We start from the raw sequence: 17,788 nt of genomic DNA, 5'->3' as shown, positions 1-17,788 counted from the left end.
CACCCCGTGAAAGGGCCCCTCAGGTTCGTCCTGAGGGGCCCTTTTCGTCTCTGACGGGCACCTCGTCTTTGACGGGCACCAGGGCCACGGCCAGCGCCGGGAAGATCGCGGCGACGCAGAAGGCCAGGGCGTACCGCGCATCGCCGATCACCAGGCCCAGCATCGGCGGAGTCAAGGCCGCGGCGATGTTCTGACCGGTGTTCTGCGTGCCCATCGCCCGCCCGGCCCAGGCGAGCCCGGCCATTTCGGCCGACGCCGTGAAGCCGAGTCCGTTGTCGGACACGGTGATCACCGCGGCCAGCACGAGCGCGAGCAGCACCAGCCACGGCCAGGTCGCGTCCCCGACGGCGACGAGGAGCATGACCGCGGCGCTCGCGATCGCCAGCTGCCGCATCGGGCGCAACCGGCTGCCGACGCGGTCGGACCAGCGGCCCGAAACGAGCCTGCCCAGCGCGCCCAGGATCTGGACGGCGCCGACGAACCAGCCCGCCGACGCGGCCGTCCAATGGTGCACGGACACGAGGTACACGGGCGTGAACGCGGAGACGGTGAACTGCGGGACGACGAGCAGCGCGCTCGCGCCGTGGACCCGCCACAGCGCCGGCTTCCGGTACGGCGACGGCGGCTTCTCCCCCGTGGCGGCCCCGGACTCCGGACGCGGCGGGTCGACCAGGAGCCAGGCCACCAGGAGCGCGACGACGACCGCGGCCAGCGCGGGCAGCATGAGCGAGACCTGGAAACCCCAGCGGTCCGCGAGCGGCGGAAGACCGAAGGCGGCGACCCCGACGCCGAGGGGCTGGGCCATCTGGCGGATGCCCATCGCGAAGCCGCGTTCGGCCGGGCCGAACCAGCCGAGGACGGCCCGGCCGCTCGCGGCGTTCACTGACGCGGTGCTCGCACCGGCGAGCAGGAACACTCCAAAGAGAGTCCCGAGCGAGTGATCGCCGATGGCCGCGTACACGAGGAGTAACCCCGAGACGCCGAGTCCGAGAGCCATTACCAAACGCTCTCCGTAACGGTCGGCGGCCGCACCCCACAGGATCAAGGTGAACAACAGGCCAAGACTCGGCGCCGCGACCACCGTTCCCGCTTCGGCGAGCGTGAGGCCCTCCGCACGCTGCATGGACGGCACCAGGAACGGGAGCCCGTAGAGGAACGAACAGCTCGCGGTCTGCGCGGCGAGGCCGAGCGCGAGGATGAGCCAGCGTCGTTTGCCGCCGATCCCCACGTCCACGACCTGCGCCATCTTCGCCACCGTTTCACTATTTGAGATGCCACTCCTACATAGTGAACGATAGTTGCCGGTGCTAACTAACGCAAGGCCGCGTACCCGGGCTTGATGACCGTGTTGATGATGTCGAGCCGCTGATCGAAATCGAGGAACGCGGATTTCATCGCATTGATGGTGAACCACTCGAGATCGGCCAGGCCGAAGCCGAAGGCCTCCGCCAGGGCGGCGAATTCGCTGGTCATGGAGCAGCCGCTCATCAGCCGGTTGTCGGTGTTGACGGTGACCCGGAAGCGCAGCCGGGCGAGCAGGCCGATGGGGTGTTCGCCGATCGAGCGGGCCGCTCCCGTCTGGACATTGGACGTGGGGCAGATCTCCAGCGGGATCCGCCGGTCGCGGACGTAGGCGGCCAACCGTCCCAAATGGACCGTGCCGTCACTGTCGGTCTTGATGTCGTCGACGATGCGCACGCCGTGGCCGAGGCGCTCCGCACCGCAATGCTGAATCGCCTCCCAAATCGACGCGAGCCCGAACGCTTCACCGGCATGAATCGTGAAATGCGCATTATTCGTCCGCAGAAACTCGAATGCGTCGAGATTTCTGGTAGGCGGAAATCCGTCTTCCGGTCCGGCGATGTCGAACCCGACCACGCCAGCGTCGCGGTAGCGGACGGCGAGCCCCGCGATCTCGAGCGCCCTGGCGTGCTGGCGCATCGCGCAGAGCAACGTCCCGACGCGGATCCGGCCGCCCGCGGCCGCCACTCTCCGTTCACCTTCCTCGAACCCGGCCTGAACGGCCTCGACCACCGCATCGAGTGACAGTCCGCGTTCGACGAAGAGTTCGGGCGCGTACCGGACCTCGGCGTAGACGACGCCGTCGGCCGCGAGGTCTTCGACAGCTTCGGCGGCCACTCTGACCAGCGCTTCCTCCGTCTGCATCACGCCGCAGGTATGCGCGAACGTCTCAAGGTACGAGACGAGGGAGCCGGAATCGGCGGCGTCGCGGAACCATCGTCCGAGTGCGACGGGATCGGTGGCGGGAAGGGCCTGGTACCCCGTCTGTTCGGCGAGCTCGGCGACCGTGCCGGGCCGGAGGCCGCCGTCCAGATGGTCGTGCAGGAGGACCTTGGGAGCGCGGGCCAGTACCGCCTCCGGGATGCGGGAACTACTGCTTTCAGAGGACATACGTAACGGTAACCAGGCTGTCATTCCCCTACATGGCGGTAAGTCTCATGCTTGACTTAACCCTCAGCTTTGTGGATCACCGGCTGAATCGGCCATCAGGGCAGAGCTCGGCATTGTCCGATACCCGGGGGCCATACGCACAGCAATTTCGCAATGGATAAGCTTCACGGCACGTCCCTCCCATTTCCCCGCCCACGAAGGACACCGCAGTGACCACTGACAACCACATTGCAGCCCCGTCCTTCGACCGGATGCGCAACATGCTGGTGCGCGCGGCCGAAGTGCGTGAGAGCGAACAGCAGCAGATCTTCGACGCGCTCGACGACATCTACGCACGTCTGGCGCCGGTCGACTCGCTCGGCGCGGTCCGCAAGCGCCTCTCGGAGATGCCCGACCGCACCGAGACCAGCGTGCTCGCCGAGCGGCTCGACGAGACCATGTCGCGGCTCGAAGCGCAGGACACCGCGATCGCCGCGCTGACCCGCGCCGTGGAAAGCATCGTCGACAAGCTGGCCAAGCCGTTCGCCCAGCTCGACGGCCGCCTCGACGGCATGGCCGCGCGTCTCGAAGGCGTCGGGGGCCGGATGGACGGGCTCGAGGACAAGCTGCAGAACATCCACCGTCGTCTCGACGAGCTCGGCGCGCACCTCGACAAGCAGGACGTGAAGACCGACTCGCTGCCGCAGTCGGTGATCGGCCCGGTGCGCGAGCGCGTCGAGCAGGCCGAGTCGACCCTGCGCGACCGCGTCGACACCGTCGACCGCGAGCTGCGCACGCGCGTCGAGAACCTCGACAAGGCCACCAAGGACAGCCTCACCGCGAACACCGAAGCGCTGAAGACCGCGCTGACCGAGACCGGCGAGATGATCGACGCCTCGGAGCGCCTCGACGGCCTCGGCGACCGCCTCGAGAAGGTCACCTCGCGGCTGGACGACCTGGCGGAGCGGCTCGACAAGGTCGAGGACGGCTTCACCGGGCGTCTCGGCGACCTCGACGGCTCGATCCGCAGCGGCCTGTCGAAGGTCGAGAGCACGCTGCAGAAGCAGCCGGACACCGACTCGGTCGACACGCTGGTGCGCAAGAGCAACGACGAGTCCGTCCGCCGCATCGGCGGTCAGCTGGACGAGGCCATGGCGACCTTCGCGGAGCTGATGCTCGGCGGTGGCCCGGCCGTGCAGCAGATCGCCCCGCCGCCGCCCGCCCCGCGTCAGCCGCGTCGCAGCTCGCGCAACGGCCGCGCCCCCAAGGCGGCCGACGCCAAGGCCAAGGCCGACGGCACCGACGAGACCACCGACTGACGCTCTCCCCCTCCCGCGTTTCGTCCTCTGGTTGCGGTAGTTCGCACTACGCACTTCCGCAACCAGAGGACTACACGCGACTCTCTCCTATAGCGCGTGAAGGCCCCCTTCCCTCGGCTGAGCCGAGGGAAGGGGGCCTTCACGCTTCCCCGTCCAGACTCCCCCGCGCCGACCTGCGTTTAGCCCCCTAATCGCGATCCGCCCACCCCCTGCGTTTCGTCCTCCGGATGCGGTAGATGCACGCGCAAGTACCGCATCCAGAGGACGAAACGCGGGCGACCACCGGATCGCGTTTAGCCCGCTAAACGCAGGTCAGCCGCGCACGGTCTCCAGGACGAGCGGAGCGGAGTCCGGCGCCGAGGAGCCGACAGCGTAGGCGCCTTCGAGCGCAGCGAGAGCCGAAGGGACGGCGTCCGGAGTGTCCGTGTGCAGCTCCAGCAGCGGCTGCCCGGCCGACACCGGGTCGCCCGGCTTCGCCAGGCACAGCACGCCGGCAGCGGCCTGCACCGGATCCTCCTTGCGCGCCCGCCCGGCCCCGAGCCGCCAAGCGGCGACCCCGACCGAATACGCGTCCAGCGAAGCCAAGACACCAGACGACGGCGCCGAGACGATGTGGACGTGCTTAGGCCGCGGCAGAGCGGCTTCGGGATCCCCGCCCTGTGCGGCGATCATCCGGCACCAGGTCTCGTAAGCCTTGCCGGACGCGAGCACCGAAGCCGGGTCCACATCGGACAGCCCGGCCAGCGCCAGCATCTCCCGCGCCAAAGCCACGGTCAGCTCGACGACGTCCGCCGGACCGCCGCCGCGCAGCACCTCGACCGACTCCGCGACCTCGATCGCGTTGCCGACGGCGTTCCCGAGCGGCACGTTCATGTCCGTGATCAGCGCCGTCGTCGCGACGCCGTGCGCGGTCCCGATCTCCACCAGGGTCCGCGCGAGCTCTCGCGCCTGCGGCAGCGTCTTCATGAACGCGCCCGAACCGGTCTTCACGTCGAGGACCAGCCCGGCCGAACCCTCGGCGATCTTCTTGCTCATGATCGAACTCGCGATCAGCGGGATCGACTCCACCGTGGACGTCACATCGCGCAGCGCGTACAGCTTCTTGTCCGCCGGAGCCAATCCTTCAGTGGCCGCGCAGACCACCGCGCCGACGTCGTCGAGCTGCCGGATGATCTCCGACGTCGACAGCGCGGCGCGCCAGCCCGGGATCGACTCCAGTTTGTCCAGCGTCCCGCCGGTGTGCCCGAGCCCGCGCCCGGACAGCTGCGGCACGGCAGCGCCGCAGGCCGCGACGAGCGGCGCCAGCGGCAGCGTGATCTTGTCGCCGACCCCGCCCGTCGAATGCTTGTCGATGGTCGGACGGCTGACCTTCAGGTCCAGCCGCTCCCCCGATTCGATCATCGCGCCGGTCCACCGCGCGATCTCGCCGGAATCCATCCCCCGCAGGAAGATGGCCATCGCGAGCGCGGCCATCTGTTCCTCGGCGAGGTCGCCGCGCGTGTACGCGTCGATCGTCCAGTCGATCTGCTCGTCGGACAGCCGTCCACCGTCCCGCTTCGCGCGGATGACGTCGACGGCGGCGAACGCGCTCATGGCAGATCGTCCGGGCCGAAGGCGTCCGGCAGCACCGACGACATCGGCAGGATGCCGCTCGGGGTGTCCACCAGGCAGTCGGAACCGCCGTGCTCGAACAGGATCTGACGGCAGCGCCCGCACGGCATCAGCAAATCACCGGAGCCGCTGCGGCACGCGACGGCGACGAGCTTGCCGCCGCCGGTCAGCCGCAGCTGGCCCGCCATCGTGCATTCCGCGCACATTCCCAAGCCGTACGAAGCGTTTTCGACGTTGCAGCCGACGACGATCCTGCCGTCGTCCACCACGGCCGCGACACCGACGTGCAGACCCGAGTAGGGCGCGTACGCCGACTTCGCCGCTTCGACGGCTTGAGCCCGCAGAGATTCCCAGTCGTACTCAGCCATGTCAGTCCTCACCTCGCCGGTACAGCGCGCCATCGGCCTTGGGCGGCCGCAGTCGCTGCGAAGCCACCGCCAGCACGATCAGCGTCACGAAGTGCGCCGTGTACGGGATGAGGTCGCTGGGCAGGTCGTCGTTGGTCCAGTAGATCGCGTAGAGCAGAGCCGCGCCGAAGACACCGAGGGCGGCCGCGATCCACTGACGGCGGAACAGCTGCACGGCCACGATCACGGCCAGCAGGATCACCGCGCCGTACAGCAGCGCGAGCACCGCGGTACCGCCACCGGCGAGCTGGAGACCGTCCGCGTACCCGAACAGCGCGGCGCCGCCGAGCAGGCCACCCGGCCGCCAGTTGCCGAAGATCATCGCCGCGAGGCCGATGTACCCGCGGTTGTTGGTCTGGTTCTCCAGGTAGTCCGCGCCGCCGGCGAGCAGCACGAGCGACGCGCCACCCATCCCGGCGAGCCCGCCGGAGATGATCATGGCGACGTACTTGTGCAGGTAGACGTTCACGCCGAGGGACTCGGCCGCGACCGGGTTCTCACCGCAGGACCGCAGCCGCAGGCCGAACCGCGTGCGCCACAGCACCAGGTAGCTGATCGGGACCAGCGCGATCGCGATCATCGTCAGCGGCGCGACCTCGGTGACCAGGCCGTTGAGGATGCCGGCGAGGTCGGAGATGAAGACGCGCTGCATCTTTTCCAGGTCCGACAACCAGTCCGAGAGGAACGTCGCCGAATAGGTGTCGAACTTCGGGACCGGCGGCGACTGGCGCGGGTTCCCCGAAAGCGGGGTGAACACCAGGTTCGCCAGGTACTTCGCGACACCGAGACCCAGCAGGTTGATCGCCACACCGGAGACGATGTGGTTGACGTTGAAGGTCACCGTCGCGACGGCGTGCAGCAGACCGCCGAGCGCGCCGAACACGACCGCCGAGATCAGCCCGGCCCAGACCCCGCCGTGGTACGCGCCCCACGCGGCGCCCCAGGTGCCGAGGATCATCATGCCTTCGAGGCCGATGTTGATCACGCCCGCGCGTTCGGCCCACAGCCCGCCGAGCGCGCACAGCAGGATCGGCAGCGCCAGCCGCAACGCGGTGTGCGCGGTGTTGGTCGAGGTCAGCGTGTTGACGCCGGTGGCGTACGACGCGATCGCGAGCACGCCGACCGCCAGCAGCCCCCAGATGGCGCCCTTGAGCCAGCCGGGGATACGCCGCTTCGGCGGCTTCACCGGCATGGTGGTCCCGCCCGTGTTGGGCGAAAGAACGTCCGCGGTGGTCACACCGCACCTCCCTCGGACACGCTGGAACCCTTGCCCGCCAGCGCGCGACCCACGCGACGCTGTTCGGCGGCCAGGTCCGCGCGGCGCACGATCTCGTACGCGATGACGACCGACAGCACGATCACACCCTGCATGATCGTGGCGATCTCTTTGGACACGTTGATCTGCTCCAGCGACACCGCGGACCGGTCGAGGAACGCCCACAGCAGGGCGCCCAGCGCGATCCCGGCCGGGTGGTTGCGGCCGAGCAGCGCGACGGCGATGCCCGTGAAGCCGTACATCTGGGTCGAGGTGATGCCGTAGGTGAAGTCGCGGCCGAGCAGTTCCGGCATCGCGATCAGACCGGCGACACCACCGGAGAGCAGCATCGCGATCAGCGTCATCTTCTTGGCGTTGACCCCGCCGGCCGCGGCCGCCGTCGTCGATTCGCCGGACGCCTTCAGCTCGAACCCGAACCGGGTCCGGTTGAGCATGAACCAGTAGGCCGCGCCGATCAGCGCCGCGATGATCACGAAGCCGAACAGCTCACCCGAACCGATCGGGATACCGGGGATCCGGCCGGTTTCGGCGATCTCGCGGGTGGCGATGTTGTTGCCGGTCTGCACGCCGAACTGGTCGGCGTTGACCAGGAACGCCACGATGCCGCCGACGATCGCGTTCAGCATGATCGTCGAGATGACCTCGGAAACGCCTCGGGTCACCTTCAGCACCGCGGGGATCGCCGCGTAGAGCATGCCGCTGGCGACGGCGACGACCAGGATCGCGAGCACGTGGATCACCGGCGGCAGCTGCAGCGCCCCGCCGATGATGGCGGTGACGATGGCGGCGAACCGGTACTGGCCCTCGACGCCGATGTTGAAGAGGTTCATCTGGAAGCCGATGGCGACCGCGAGCCCGGACAGGTAGTAGACCGTCGCGAGGTTCACCGTGTCGACGGCGGTCGAGCCCTTGAAGAGCTGGCCGATCATCGTGCCGTAGGCCTGGAGCGGGTCCGCGCCCGAGATGATCAGCGCGATGGCGGTCAGGATGACCGCGAAAACGATCGCGAGCAGAGGCGGTAGCAGCCTCGTACGCCAAGAACTCACGCTGCACCGTCCTCGTCGGAATCTTCGGAAGCACCCGTCATGGCGGAGCCCAGTTGCTGCGGGGTCACGGTCGCGGGGTCGGCCTCGCCGACCAGCCGTCCGCGGAGCATGACCTGAATGGTGTCGGAAAGCCCGATCAGCTCGTCGAGGTCGGCGGACACCAGCAGCACGGCCAGCCCGGCCGCGCGCGCCTGGCGGATCTGTTCCCAGATCAGCGCCTGCGCGCCGACGTCGACACCGCGAGTCGGATGCGAAGCGATCAGCAGGACCGGGTTGCCGGAGAGCTCACGCCCGACGATCAGCTTCTGCTGGTTACCGCCGGAAAGCGCGGCGGCGGGGACGTCGATGCCCGGCGTGCGGACGTCGTAGTCCTCGACGATGCGGCGGGTGTCCTCCCGCGCGCCGTCGATGTCGAGCAACTGTCCTTTCGCGACCGGCTTGCGCGTCTGGTAACCGAGGATCCGGTTGACCCACAAGGGTTGCGTGAGCAGCAGGCTGTGCCGCGTGCGGTCTTCGGCGATGTAGCCGATCCCGGCCTCGCGGCGGGCGAGCGTCCCCAGTTTGTGCAGTTCGACGACCTTGCCGTCGGCCTCGGTCAGTTCGATCCGGCCGCCGCCCTTGCGCATGCCCATGATCGTCTCGACGAGCTCGGTCTGGCCGTTGCCCTCGACGCCGGCGATGCCGAGCACCTCACCCGCGTGCACGGTGAAGGAGATGTGGTCGAGCACGTTCCGCTCGGAACCCTCGACGCTCAGGCAGACGTCGTCCAGGCGCAGCACGTCCCGCTCGGTCACGGTGGACTCGCGGGTCTCCGGGCTCGGCAGCTCCGAACCGACCATCATCTCGGCCAGCTGGCGCGAGGTGATCGTCTTCGGGTCCGCCGTGCCGACCGTGGTGCCGCGCCGGATCACGGTGACCGTGTCGGCGATCGCGCGCACCTCGTCGAGCTTGTGCGAGATGAAGATGAAGGTGAAGCCGTCCTTCTGCATGGCACGGACGGTCTCGAACAGCGCGTCGACCTCCTGCGGCACGAGCACCGCGGTGGGCTCGTCGAGAATGATGATCCGCGCGCCGCGGTAGAGCACTTTGACGATCTCCACGCGCTGGCGGTCGGCGACGCCGAGCTCTTCCAGCAGCGCGTCCGGGCGGGCGTGCAGGCCGACGCGTCCGGCGAGTTCCGCCAGCTTGGCCCTCGCCGCGCGGCCGATGCCGTGCAGGTTCTCCGCGCCGAGGAAGACGTTCTCCCCGACGGTCAGGTTGTCGGCCAGCATGAAGTGCTGGTGGACCATCCCGATCCCGGTCTTGATGGCGTCCTGCGGGTTGCGCAGTTTCACCGGTTCGCCGTTGATCGCGATGTCGCCCTCGTCCGGCTGCTGCATGCCGTAGAGGATCTTCATCAGGGTCGATTTGCCCGCGCCGTTCTCGCCGCAGACGGCGTGCACCTCGCCCTTGGTGACGGTGAGGTTGACGTCGGAGTTGGCCACGACACCGGGGAATCGCTTCGTGATCCCGGTCAGCTGCACGGCCGGTTCACCCCGGTCGGGGGCGTCGGTGACCTCGGCCTGGGGAGCGCTCATGAAAAAGCCATCCAGTTCTGGGTAAACAGGTGAGGGCTCGGAAGGGTCGTCCTTCCGAGCCCTGCTACCTGGTGGAGCTTACTTCTGCGGCTTGTCCGAGACGGTGATCGCCCCGGAGACGATCTGCGCCTTGTAGCCGTCGAGGACGTCCTTGATGTCGTCGATCTTGCCACCGGAGGTGGCGTAGCCGACGCCGTCGACCTTGAGGTCGAAGCGCTTCGGCAGCGACGTCAGGTCACCCTTGGCCAGCGCGCGCAGGTAGTCGAACACCGCCACGTCGACGCGCTTGAGCATCGAGGTGATGATGACGTCCTTCGACGCCTCGACCGTCTTCTGGTTGTACTGGTCGGAGTCGACGCCGATGGCGAGCGCGTTGTTCGTCTTCGCGGCCTCGAAAACGCCCTTACCGGAGGCGCCGGCGGCGTGGTAGACGACGTCCGCGCCCTTGGCGATCTGGGCGGCGGCCTTCACGTTGCCCTTCGCCGGGTCCTGGAACCCGGAGAAGTCACCGGCCGGGGTGAGGTACTCGTCCTCGATCTTGGCCTTGGACGAAGCGGCCTTCACACCCTGCAGGAAGCCGGCCTCGAACTTCTGGATCAGCGGCGTGTTCACGCCACCGACGAAGCCGACGTGGCACTTCTTCGACTTGTAGGCGGCGGCGACACCGGCCAGGAAGGAGCCCTGCTCCTCGGCGAAGACCAGCGGGGTGACGTTCGGCGCCTTGACGGAGTCGTCGTCGACGATCGCGAACTGGGTGTTCGGGTACTTCGGCGCGATGGCGCCGACGGCCTTGGCGTAGGCGAAGCCGACCGCGATGACCGGGCTGAAGCCCTGCGACGCGAGCTGGTCGAGACGCTGCGACTTGGCGGCCTCGTCCTCGGTCGCGGCGGCGGTGCTTTCGGTGACCGCGGTGACGCCGAGCTCGCTCTTGGCCTTGTCGGTACCGGCGGCGGCGGAGTCGTTGAACGACGCGTCGCCACGGCCGCCGACGTCGAAGGCCAGCGCGACCTTCAGCTTGCTGCCGTCGACCTTCTCACCGGTCTGCGCGGAGCTGGTGGAGGCGGCTGCAGCGGCGGGCGGCTTGGGCGCCGTCACGCAGCTGGCGGACTGGTCCCCAGAGCTCGCGTTGTTGTTGTTCCCCGCACCCGAATCCTTCGCGCACCCGGCAAGTACCAGTGCACCGGCCATGGCGGCGGCGGCCAGCGCGGTTCCACGCATGCGACGCAACGTGTGTCTCCCTCCCCGCTGATCCAGCGGATGGTCCGAAGAAAGCGACCCGGCGACGCTGCCGGGTTCGACCGAGAGACGGTACCTAACGGCCGCTTTGCTGCCATAGGAAAGGCACGCTACGTAACACAAACGTTTACTCATGAGTCGTAAGCGCGACGAATGGAGTACTCACAGTGATCGCAATGGAGTAATCGCAGGCCGTGCCCGGCCCTCTGACCTCGTGGGTGCCGCGTGATCGTCACGCACTGTTCAGAGCACTCCGATGCGCGGCCCGGGGGCGATCGGGGCGTCCACAGTGGACGAACCGGTGAGTTACCGGCCCGCGTCACCCGATCGTGCGGGGCCCTCGATGTCTGGTCCATCACACAGAGGAACCCGGAGGTGAGCCCACCGTGAGGTGCGGGTCTAGCATCCTTTTCATCCACGCTCGATGACCATGATCTCGGCACCGTCGCCGGAGCCGTCCCCAGGTGGACGACCCGGCGCAGGCGCGGAAACCAGCGGTCAGCGGGCCCAAGCCATGACGTTGGAGGCCGTTCACCGATGTCCACCACGGCTAGCACCGCCACCGAGGCGGCCGCGAGCGATCGGGCGGGTGCCTCACGCCGGCAAGGGACCTTCTACCGGGGCGACCCCGGTATGTGGTCCTGGGTGCTGCACCGCATCACCGGCGTGCTGACATTCTTCTTTCTCTTCGTGCACGTGCTCGACACCGCGCTCGTGCGCGTGTCGCCCGACACGTACAACGAGGTCATCGAGACCTACAAGACCCCGCTGGTCAACCTCCTCGAGGTCGGCCTCGTCGGCGCGGTGCTGTTCCACGCGCTCAACGGCATCCGGGTCATGCTGGTCGACTTCTGGGAGAAGGGACCGAAGTTCCAGAAGCCGATGCTCTGGACCATCCTGGCCATCTGGGTCGTGGTGATGATTCCCGGTGCCTTCTTCATGATGAAGCGCACCGTCGAGACGCTGTTCGGGGGTAACTGACCATGGCTGAACTCGCTCTCGAGCGCCCGCGCGCCCCGAAGCGCGCCGCCGCCCGCCGCAGCAACTTCGAGCTCTACAGCTGGCTGTTCATGCGCATCTCGGGCCTCGCCCTGATCGTGCTGGTGCTCGGCCACCTGTTCATCATGAACATCCTCGACGGCGGCGTGCACCGCATCAACTGGGGCTTCGTCGCCGGCCGCTGGGCCTCGCCGTTCTGGCAGTTCTGGGACCTGTCGATGCTGTGGCTCGCCGAGATCCACGGCGGCAACGGGCTGCGCACGATCATCGACGACTACGCCCGCAAGGACAGCACCCGGTTCTGGCTGAAGATCGTGCTCTACGTCTCGATGGTGCTGATCCTCGCCGTCGGCACGATGGTGATCTTCACCTTCGATCCCGGCATCTCGGCCAACTGACGCCCACCACACGTTAAGCGGAGTCATCCATGCAGTTCCACAAGTACGACGTGGTGATCGTCGGCGCCGGTGGCGCCGGCATGCGCGCGGCCATCGAGTCCGGCCAGCGTGCCCGCACCGCGGTCCTCACCAAGCTCTACCCGACGCGTTCGCACACCGGCGCCGCCCAGGGCGGCATGTGCGCCGCGCTGGCGAACGTCGAAGAGGACAACTGGGAGTGGCACACCTTCGACACGATCAAGGGCGGCGACTACCTGGTCGACCAGGACGCCGCCGAGATCATGGCGAAGGAAGCCATCGACGCGGTCCTCGACCTCGAAAAGATGGGCCTGCCGTTCAACCGGACGCCCGAAGGCAAGATCGACCAGCGCCGCTTCGGCGGGCACACCCGTGACCACGGCAAGGCCGCGGTGCGCCGCGCCTGCTACGCCGCGGACCGCACCGGGCACATGATCCTGCAGACGCTGTACCAAAACTGTGTCAAGCACGGCACCGAGTTCTTCAACGAGTTCTACGTGCTCGACCTGGTCCTGACCCCGGACGAGAACGGCAACCCGGCCGCGTCCGGCGTCGTCGCCTACGAGCTGGCGACCGGCGAGCTGCACGTCTTCCAGGCGAAGTCGATCGTGTTCGCCACCGGCGGCGCGGGCAAGATCTTCAAGACGACGTCGAACGCGCACACCCTCACCGGTGACGGCCTCGGCATCATCTTCCGCAAGGGCCTGCCGCTGGAGGACATGGAGTTCTTCCAGTTCCACCCGACAGGTCTGGCCGGGCTCGGCATCCTCATCTCCGAGGCCGTGCGCGGTGAAGGCGGCATCCTCCGCAACGCCGACGGCGAGCGGTTCATGGAGCGCTACGCCCCCACCATCAAGGACCTCGCGCCGCGTGACATCGTCGCCCGGTCGATGGTGCAGGAAGTGCTCCAGGGCCGCGGTTGCGGGCCGAACAAGGACTACGTCGTCCTCGACGTCACGCACATCCCGGAAGAGACGCTGAACGCGAAGCTCCCGGACATCATGGAGTTCTCGCGGACGTACCTGGGCGTCGACCCGGTGACGGAGCCGGTGCCGGTGTTCCCGACCTGCCACTACGTGATGGGCGGAATCCCGACCAACATCCACGGCGAAGCGTTGCGGGACAACGAAAACGTCATCCCCGGCCTGTACGCCGCCGGCGAGGTGGCGTGCGTGTCCGTGCACGGCTCGAACCGGCTCGGCACCAACTCGCTGCTGGACATCAACGTCTTCGGCCGTCGCGCCGGCATCGCCGCCGCGGAGTACGCGCTGGCGCACGAGCACATCGAGCTGCCGGAGAACCCGACTCGCGTGGTGGAGGAGCAGCTGTCGCTGCTGCTTTCGGAGCACGGTGACGAGCGCGTCGCCGACATCCGCACCGAGCTGCAGAAGACGATGGACTCGCACGCTTCGGTGTACCGCACCGAGGACACGCTGAAGCAGGCGCTGACCGACGTGCAGGCGCTGAAGGAGCGCTACGAGCGGATCACCGTGTCGGACAAGGGGAAGCGGTACAACACCGACGTCCTCGAAGCCGTCGAGCTGGGCTTCCTGCTCGAACTCGCCGAGGTCCTGGTCGTCGGCGCCCTGGCGCGCAAGGAATCCCGCGGCGGGCACGCGCGCGAGGACTACCCGAACCGCGACGACACGAACTTCATGCGGCACACCATGGCCTACAAGCAGGGCGACGGCCTGTCGGCGGACGTCCGGCTCGACTACAAGCCGGTGACCTTCACCCGCTACGAACCGATGGAGCGGAAGTACTGATGACCACGGCCACCCCCGAGAAGTCGGAGGCCGTGTCCTCCGACCACACGCCGATCACCGTCACGCTGAAGATCCTCCGGTTCAACCCCGAGGTCGACACCGAGCCGCACTGGGAGTCCTACGACGTCCCGGCGCAGCGCACCGACCGGCTGCTGAACCTGCTCTTCTACGTGAAGGACTACATCGACGGGACGTTCTCGTTCCGCCGCTCGTGCGCGCACGGCGTCTGCGGGTCCGACGCGATGCAGATCAACGGCATCAACCGGCTGGCGTGCAAGGTCCTGATGAAGGACCTGCTGTCGCAGGACGGCAAGAAGACCACGATCACCATCGCGCCGATCAAGGGTCTGACCACGCTCAAGGACCTTTACGTCGACATGGACCCGTTCTTCGAGGCGTACCGTGCGGTGAAGCCGTACCTGATCGCCTACGGGAACGAGCCCACGCGCGAGCGGATCCAGTCGCAGGCCGACCGCGACCGGTTCGACGACACGACCAAGTGCATCCTGTGCGCCTGCTGCACGTCCTCGTGCCCGGTGTACTGGAACGACGGCTCGTACTTCGGCCCGGCCGCGATCGTCAACGCGCACCGGTTCATCTTCGACTCGCGTGACGAAGGCGCCGAAGAGCGGCTCGACATCCTGAACGACTCCGAGGGTGTCTGGCGCTGCCGCACGACCTTCAACTGCACCGACGCCTGCCCGCGCGGTATCCAGGTCACTAAAGCGATCCAAGAGGTTAAGCGCGCCCTGCTCTTCAAGCGCGTCTAAGGCTGCCGCTTTGCGCGTGAAGGCCCCCTTCCCTCGGCTGAGCCGAGGGAAGGGGGCCTTCACGCGCTTCAGGAGTTATCCACAGGGAGCGGGTTATCCACAGGTCTGGGTAGAGGGTCTGGCGCGGAGGCCGGCACCGGGCCCATCCTGAGTTTCATGGTCAACAGGGGGAGATGGGCTCAGCATCCCGAACTGCTGCTGGAGCGAAGTCGCAACGGCGTCATCCGGGTCGCAGACCTGGAATCCGAGGACATGAGCAGCAGCACGATCTACGCGCGCTGCCTGCCAGGTGGTCCCTGGCAACGACTGCTACCGGGCATCGTGCTTCTGCACAACACAGAACCGAGACCGGAAGAACTGATATCCGCAGCGTTGCTCTACAGCGGCGGTAAAAGCATGCTCACCGGCGTCGCGGCCTGCCTTCAGCACGGATTGCGCCCTGCGGCGCTCCCCCAAGGCAACGATCTGCACATGCTCATTCCGCATGAACGCAAGGTCCGCAGTACCGGATTCGTCACCATGGAGCGGACGATCAGGTTTCCGAAGCCGAGGGCGATAAAAGGGGTACCAACGGCGCCTCTCGTTCGCGCGACCACAGACGCGGTCCGGCGACTTCGCGAATCCGGCCCCGTGGAAGAAGTACTGATCGAAGCCGTCCAAAGTGGTCGTTGTTCACCGCAAGCCCTGCTAGGGGAACTCAACAGCGGTACTCAACGGGGAACCGCGATCCCCCGGCGGCTGCTTTCGAGCTGGATCGATATCCGCTCGATGGCCGAATCACGTGCGCGCACCCTCAGCCGCCGCTTGCCCACACCACCGAGCCATTGGAATTGCAAGGTCCTGGATCATCGTGGCGAGTACCTGGGGCGCCCGGACGCGTGGTGGGACGATATCGCCCTCGCCTGGGAGATCGACTCGTTCGATTTCCATTTCCGGCGGGCCGACTACTCGCGAACCTTGAACCGGAACACCCGCTATACCGCTGCCGGAATCCTCGTCGTGCAGACGCTTCCCTCACGGCTCCGAGACGATCCCGCCGGCGTGATCGGGGAACTGATCGCCGCGCACGAAGTCGCTTCCGCTCGCCCACGCCCCACTGTCCACGTCACCGACGCCAACGCCGCGTGAAGGCCCCCTTCCCTCGGCTGAGCCGAGGGAAGGGGGCCTTCACGCGCAATCACTTACTTAGCGAGCTACTTCACCGCGTCCAGGGCGTTGACACGGCCATGCCCGTAGTAGGAGTTGTCCTTCGCCGGGCCTTCACAGACCGGCGCGGCGGTACCGCATTCGACGGTGTCGGCCTGGTGCTCCAGCAGCCAGGTCAGCAGCCGCGGCGGAGCGTGGCGGTACTTGGAAGCCAGCAGCGCGGCGACACCGGCGGCGTGCGGGGACGCCATCGACGTGCCGCACTTGGTGCCGTACGCGCCGTTGAAGATGGTCGACAGCGGGCAACCGGCACCCTGGCCGGTGGGCGGCAGCTGGGCGCGGTCGCCGCCGGGAGCGGTGACCGAGACGTCGTTGCCGTAGTTGCTGTACGACGACTTCGAGCCCGCGTAGCCGATGGCCGAAACGGTCACGACGCCGTCGATGGCCTTGGGCAGGATGCCGCAGCTCGAGTCGACCGGGTGCGGCCGGTTCGGGTCGACGGTCTGCTTGTCCGGGTCGAAGCCGCTGTTGCCGGCGGCGGCGACGTTCAGCACGCCACGGCCGGTCGAGTAGGTCACCGCACGGCGGACGGCCTCGTACGCGGCCGCGTCGCCCGGCTCCTTCGAGCAGTAGAACATGCCCGGGTCGATGTAGTAGCTGTTGTTCGTGACCGGGAAGCGGTGCTTCGCCGCCCACATGAACCCGCACACGGCGGCTTCGGGGAGGATCAGGCCGTCGTCGTTCACGACCTTCACCGACGCCAGCTTGACGCCGGGCGCGACGCCCGTGAAGCCGCGCGCGGTGTCCTTGCCCGCGATGGTGCCGGCGACGTGGGTGCCGTGGTCGGAGTTCGTCGGCGCCCACGCGGCGGGCGTCGTGTCGGGCGCGCCGGTGTTGCAGCCCGCGGACGTCTTCGGGTCCAGGGCCGCCTTCAGCGCGGGGTGGGTGGGCTCGATGCCCGAGTCCAGCACGCCGACGGTCACCGAGCGGCTGCCACCGGAGACTTTGTTCGCCTCGGGAGCCTGGATCGCCCGCATGTCCCACTGCTGGGCCGAGAGGTCGTCCTCGACCGCGACGCTGGTGGTCTCTTCGCTCTCCTTGGTGTCGACCACGGCGGAGCGGGTCGAACGGGCCGAGGCCGCCGGCGGGAACGCCACGTCACGGCCGCCCGAGTAGGCGCGGAAGACGCCGATCTTCTCCTGGAAGTCGGCGTTGCGCGAGGTCGCCACCGCGACCCCGATCTCCGGGTAGTACGCGACCTTCTCGCCGCACTTCGCGCGCAGCTCGCTGTCGACCTTGCGCTCCGGGGTACGCGGGTTGTAGAGCACCACGTAGTTGAACGGCGCGCTCGCGGTGTCGCACTGCGGCGCGGGCGCGGCGCCGGCCGACGGGGCCACGAACACACTTCCCGCCGCCGCCACGACGAGCGCGGGGACGAGCAGGCGTCTGATCCGGGACATTCCACCTCCATGATTCGGTGGAGTGAACGTAAGCGAGCCGAAGCCCGCCCACCACCGTCAAAAGGACGACAAACCGGATCAGGCGTCAGCCTTTTCCGCATCCCGTGACTTGGCGCCACGAAGCGTGCGCAGACCGATCAGGCCGATGATGGTGCCGAGCACGAACGAGACGACCGTCAGCACCGCGTGCACGATGAAGTAGGCGGTGGGCGAACCGTCGGCCGCCCAGGCGCGGTCGCTGTCCCAGAGGTTCTTGGCGAACGTGATCCAGATGATCCACGACCACACGCCGAAACCCAGCAGGAACATCGAAGTACCTCGCGAAATGCGCATGCCCCTGAGTATGCAGCGAGCCCGGCGACGCTACA

General features: G+C 67.8%; 16 protein-coding genes. 6 read left to right on the top strand and 10 right to left on the bottom strand.

What is annotated here, in order from left to right; translation table 11 throughout:
- Window positions 1-19: 19 nt before the first annotated feature.
- Window positions 20-1,246, bottom strand: a complete 1,227-nt coding sequence (locus tag B0293_RS12300; RefSeq protein WP_052014584.1) for an MFS transporter — start codon at window positions 1,244-1,246, stop codon at window positions 20-22.
- A gap of 65 nt (window positions 1,247-1,311) precedes the next feature.
- Entirely contained in the window at window positions 1,312-2,412 is a 1,101-nt protein-coding gene (locus B0293_RS12295; RefSeq protein WP_005165534.1) for an adenosine deaminase, read from the bottom strand.
- Between the two features lie 209 nt (window positions 2,413-2,621).
- Here B0293_RS12295 and B0293_RS12290 point away from each other — a divergent pair, with 209 nt between their 5' ends.
- A complete protein-coding gene (locus tag B0293_RS12290) occupies window positions 2,622-3,710 on the top strand; it encodes a hypothetical protein (protein WP_005165536.1) in 1,089 nt (362 codons plus the stop codon).
- A 312-nt stretch (window positions 3,711-4,022) separates the two neighbouring features.
- On the opposite strand, the gene B0293_RS12285 is transcribed toward B0293_RS12290, so the two are convergent.
- The 6 genes from B0293_RS12285 to B0293_RS12260 all read right to left on the bottom strand — a co-directional run bounded on the left by B0293_RS12285 (window position 4,023) and on the right by B0293_RS12260 (window position 10,845).
- Window positions 4,023-5,303, bottom strand: coding sequence for a thymidine phosphorylase (locus B0293_RS12285; protein ID WP_005165539.1), 1,281 nt, complete (start codon window positions 5,301-5,303; stop codon window positions 4,023-4,025).
- The gene (locus tag B0293_RS12280; RefSeq protein WP_005165541.1) at window positions 5,300-5,689 is read right to left on the bottom strand and encodes a cytidine deaminase; all 390 of its coding nucleotides are present in this window, start codon (window positions 5,687-5,689) and stop codon (window positions 5,300-5,302) included. The genes B0293_RS12285 and B0293_RS12280 overlap by 4 nt, the downstream gene beginning before the upstream one ends.
- 1 nt (window position 5,690) lies before the next feature.
- Window positions 5,691-6,965, bottom strand: a complete 1,275-nt coding sequence (locus B0293_RS12275) for an ABC transporter permease (protein WP_005165543.1) — start codon at window positions 6,963-6,965, stop codon at window positions 5,691-5,693.
- The gene (locus tag B0293_RS12270) at window positions 6,962-8,050 is read right to left on the bottom strand and encodes an ABC transporter permease (protein ID WP_005165544.1); all 1,089 of its coding nucleotides are present in this window, start codon (window positions 8,048-8,050) and stop codon (window positions 6,962-6,964) included. Before B0293_RS12270 ends, B0293_RS12275 begins: the two co-directional genes overlap by 4 nt.
- A complete protein-coding gene (locus B0293_RS12265) occupies window positions 8,047-9,627 on the bottom strand; it encodes an ABC transporter ATP-binding protein (protein WP_005165546.1) in 1,581 nt (526 codons plus the stop codon). Before B0293_RS12265 ends, B0293_RS12270 begins: the two co-directional genes overlap by 4 nt.
- Window positions 9,628-9,705: 78 nt before the next feature.
- Window positions 9,706-10,845 (bottom strand): BMP family lipoprotein, encoded by a 1,140-nt coding sequence (locus tag B0293_RS12260; protein ID WP_039919428.1) that lies wholly within the window; start codon window positions 10,843-10,845, stop codon window positions 9,706-9,708.
- Between the two features lie 555 nt (window positions 10,846-11,400).
- Between B0293_RS12260 and sdhC the strand changes: the two genes are divergently transcribed.
- From sdhC to B0293_RS12235, 5 genes are all read left to right on the top strand, one after another.
- Window positions 11,401-11,844 (top strand): succinate dehydrogenase, cytochrome b556 subunit, encoded by a 444-nt coding sequence (gene sdhC, locus B0293_RS12255; protein WP_073847418.1) that lies wholly within the window; start codon window positions 11,401-11,403, stop codon window positions 11,842-11,844.
- Between the two features lie 2 nt (window positions 11,845-11,846).
- Window positions 11,847-12,260: a succinate dehydrogenase hydrophobic membrane anchor subunit gene (locus B0293_RS12250; RefSeq protein ID WP_005165555.1), complete on the top strand. Its 414-nt coding sequence runs from the start codon at window positions 11,847-11,849 to the stop codon at window positions 12,258-12,260.
- Between the two features lie 29 nt (window positions 12,261-12,289).
- Window positions 12,290-14,044: a succinate dehydrogenase flavoprotein subunit gene (gene sdhA, locus B0293_RS12245; RefSeq protein ID WP_005165557.1), complete on the top strand. Its 1,755-nt coding sequence runs from the start codon at window positions 12,290-12,292 to the stop codon at window positions 14,042-14,044.
- On the top strand, window positions 14,044-14,814 hold the full coding sequence (locus B0293_RS12240) for a succinate dehydrogenase iron-sulfur subunit (protein WP_005165560.1): 771 nt from the start codon (window positions 14,044-14,046) through the stop codon (window positions 14,812-14,814). Before sdhA ends, B0293_RS12240 begins: the two co-directional genes overlap by 1 nt.
- 156 nt (window positions 14,815-14,970) lie before the next feature.
- Window positions 14,971-15,942 carry a hypothetical protein gene (locus B0293_RS12235; RefSeq protein WP_052014607.1) on the top strand — a complete coding sequence of 324 codons (972 nt, stop codon included), beginning with the start codon at window positions 14,971-14,973 and terminating at the stop codon, window positions 15,940-15,942.
- A gap of 65 nt (window positions 15,943-16,007) precedes the next feature.
- Here B0293_RS12235 and B0293_RS12230 read toward each other — a convergent pair whose 3' ends face one another.
- Complete coding sequence (locus B0293_RS12230; protein WP_005166462.1) at window positions 16,008-17,420, bottom strand: S8 family peptidase; 1,413 nt, start codon at window positions 17,418-17,420, stop codon at window positions 16,008-16,010.
- A gap of 78 nt (window positions 17,421-17,498) precedes the next feature.
- Window positions 17,499-17,753 (bottom strand): SCO4848 family membrane protein, encoded by a 255-nt coding sequence (locus tag B0293_RS12225; protein WP_026467335.1) that lies wholly within the window; start codon window positions 17,751-17,753, stop codon window positions 17,499-17,501.
- Between the last annotated feature and the right edge of the window lie 35 nt (window positions 17,754-17,788).

The sequence above is a fragment of the Amycolatopsis azurea DSM 43854 genome (assembly GCF_001995215.1).
GTDB classification, from domain to species: Bacteria; Actinomycetota; Actinomycetes; order Mycobacteriales; family Pseudonocardiaceae; genus Amycolatopsis; species Amycolatopsis azurea.
This window is presented reverse-complemented; position numbering and strand designations above follow the sequence as displayed.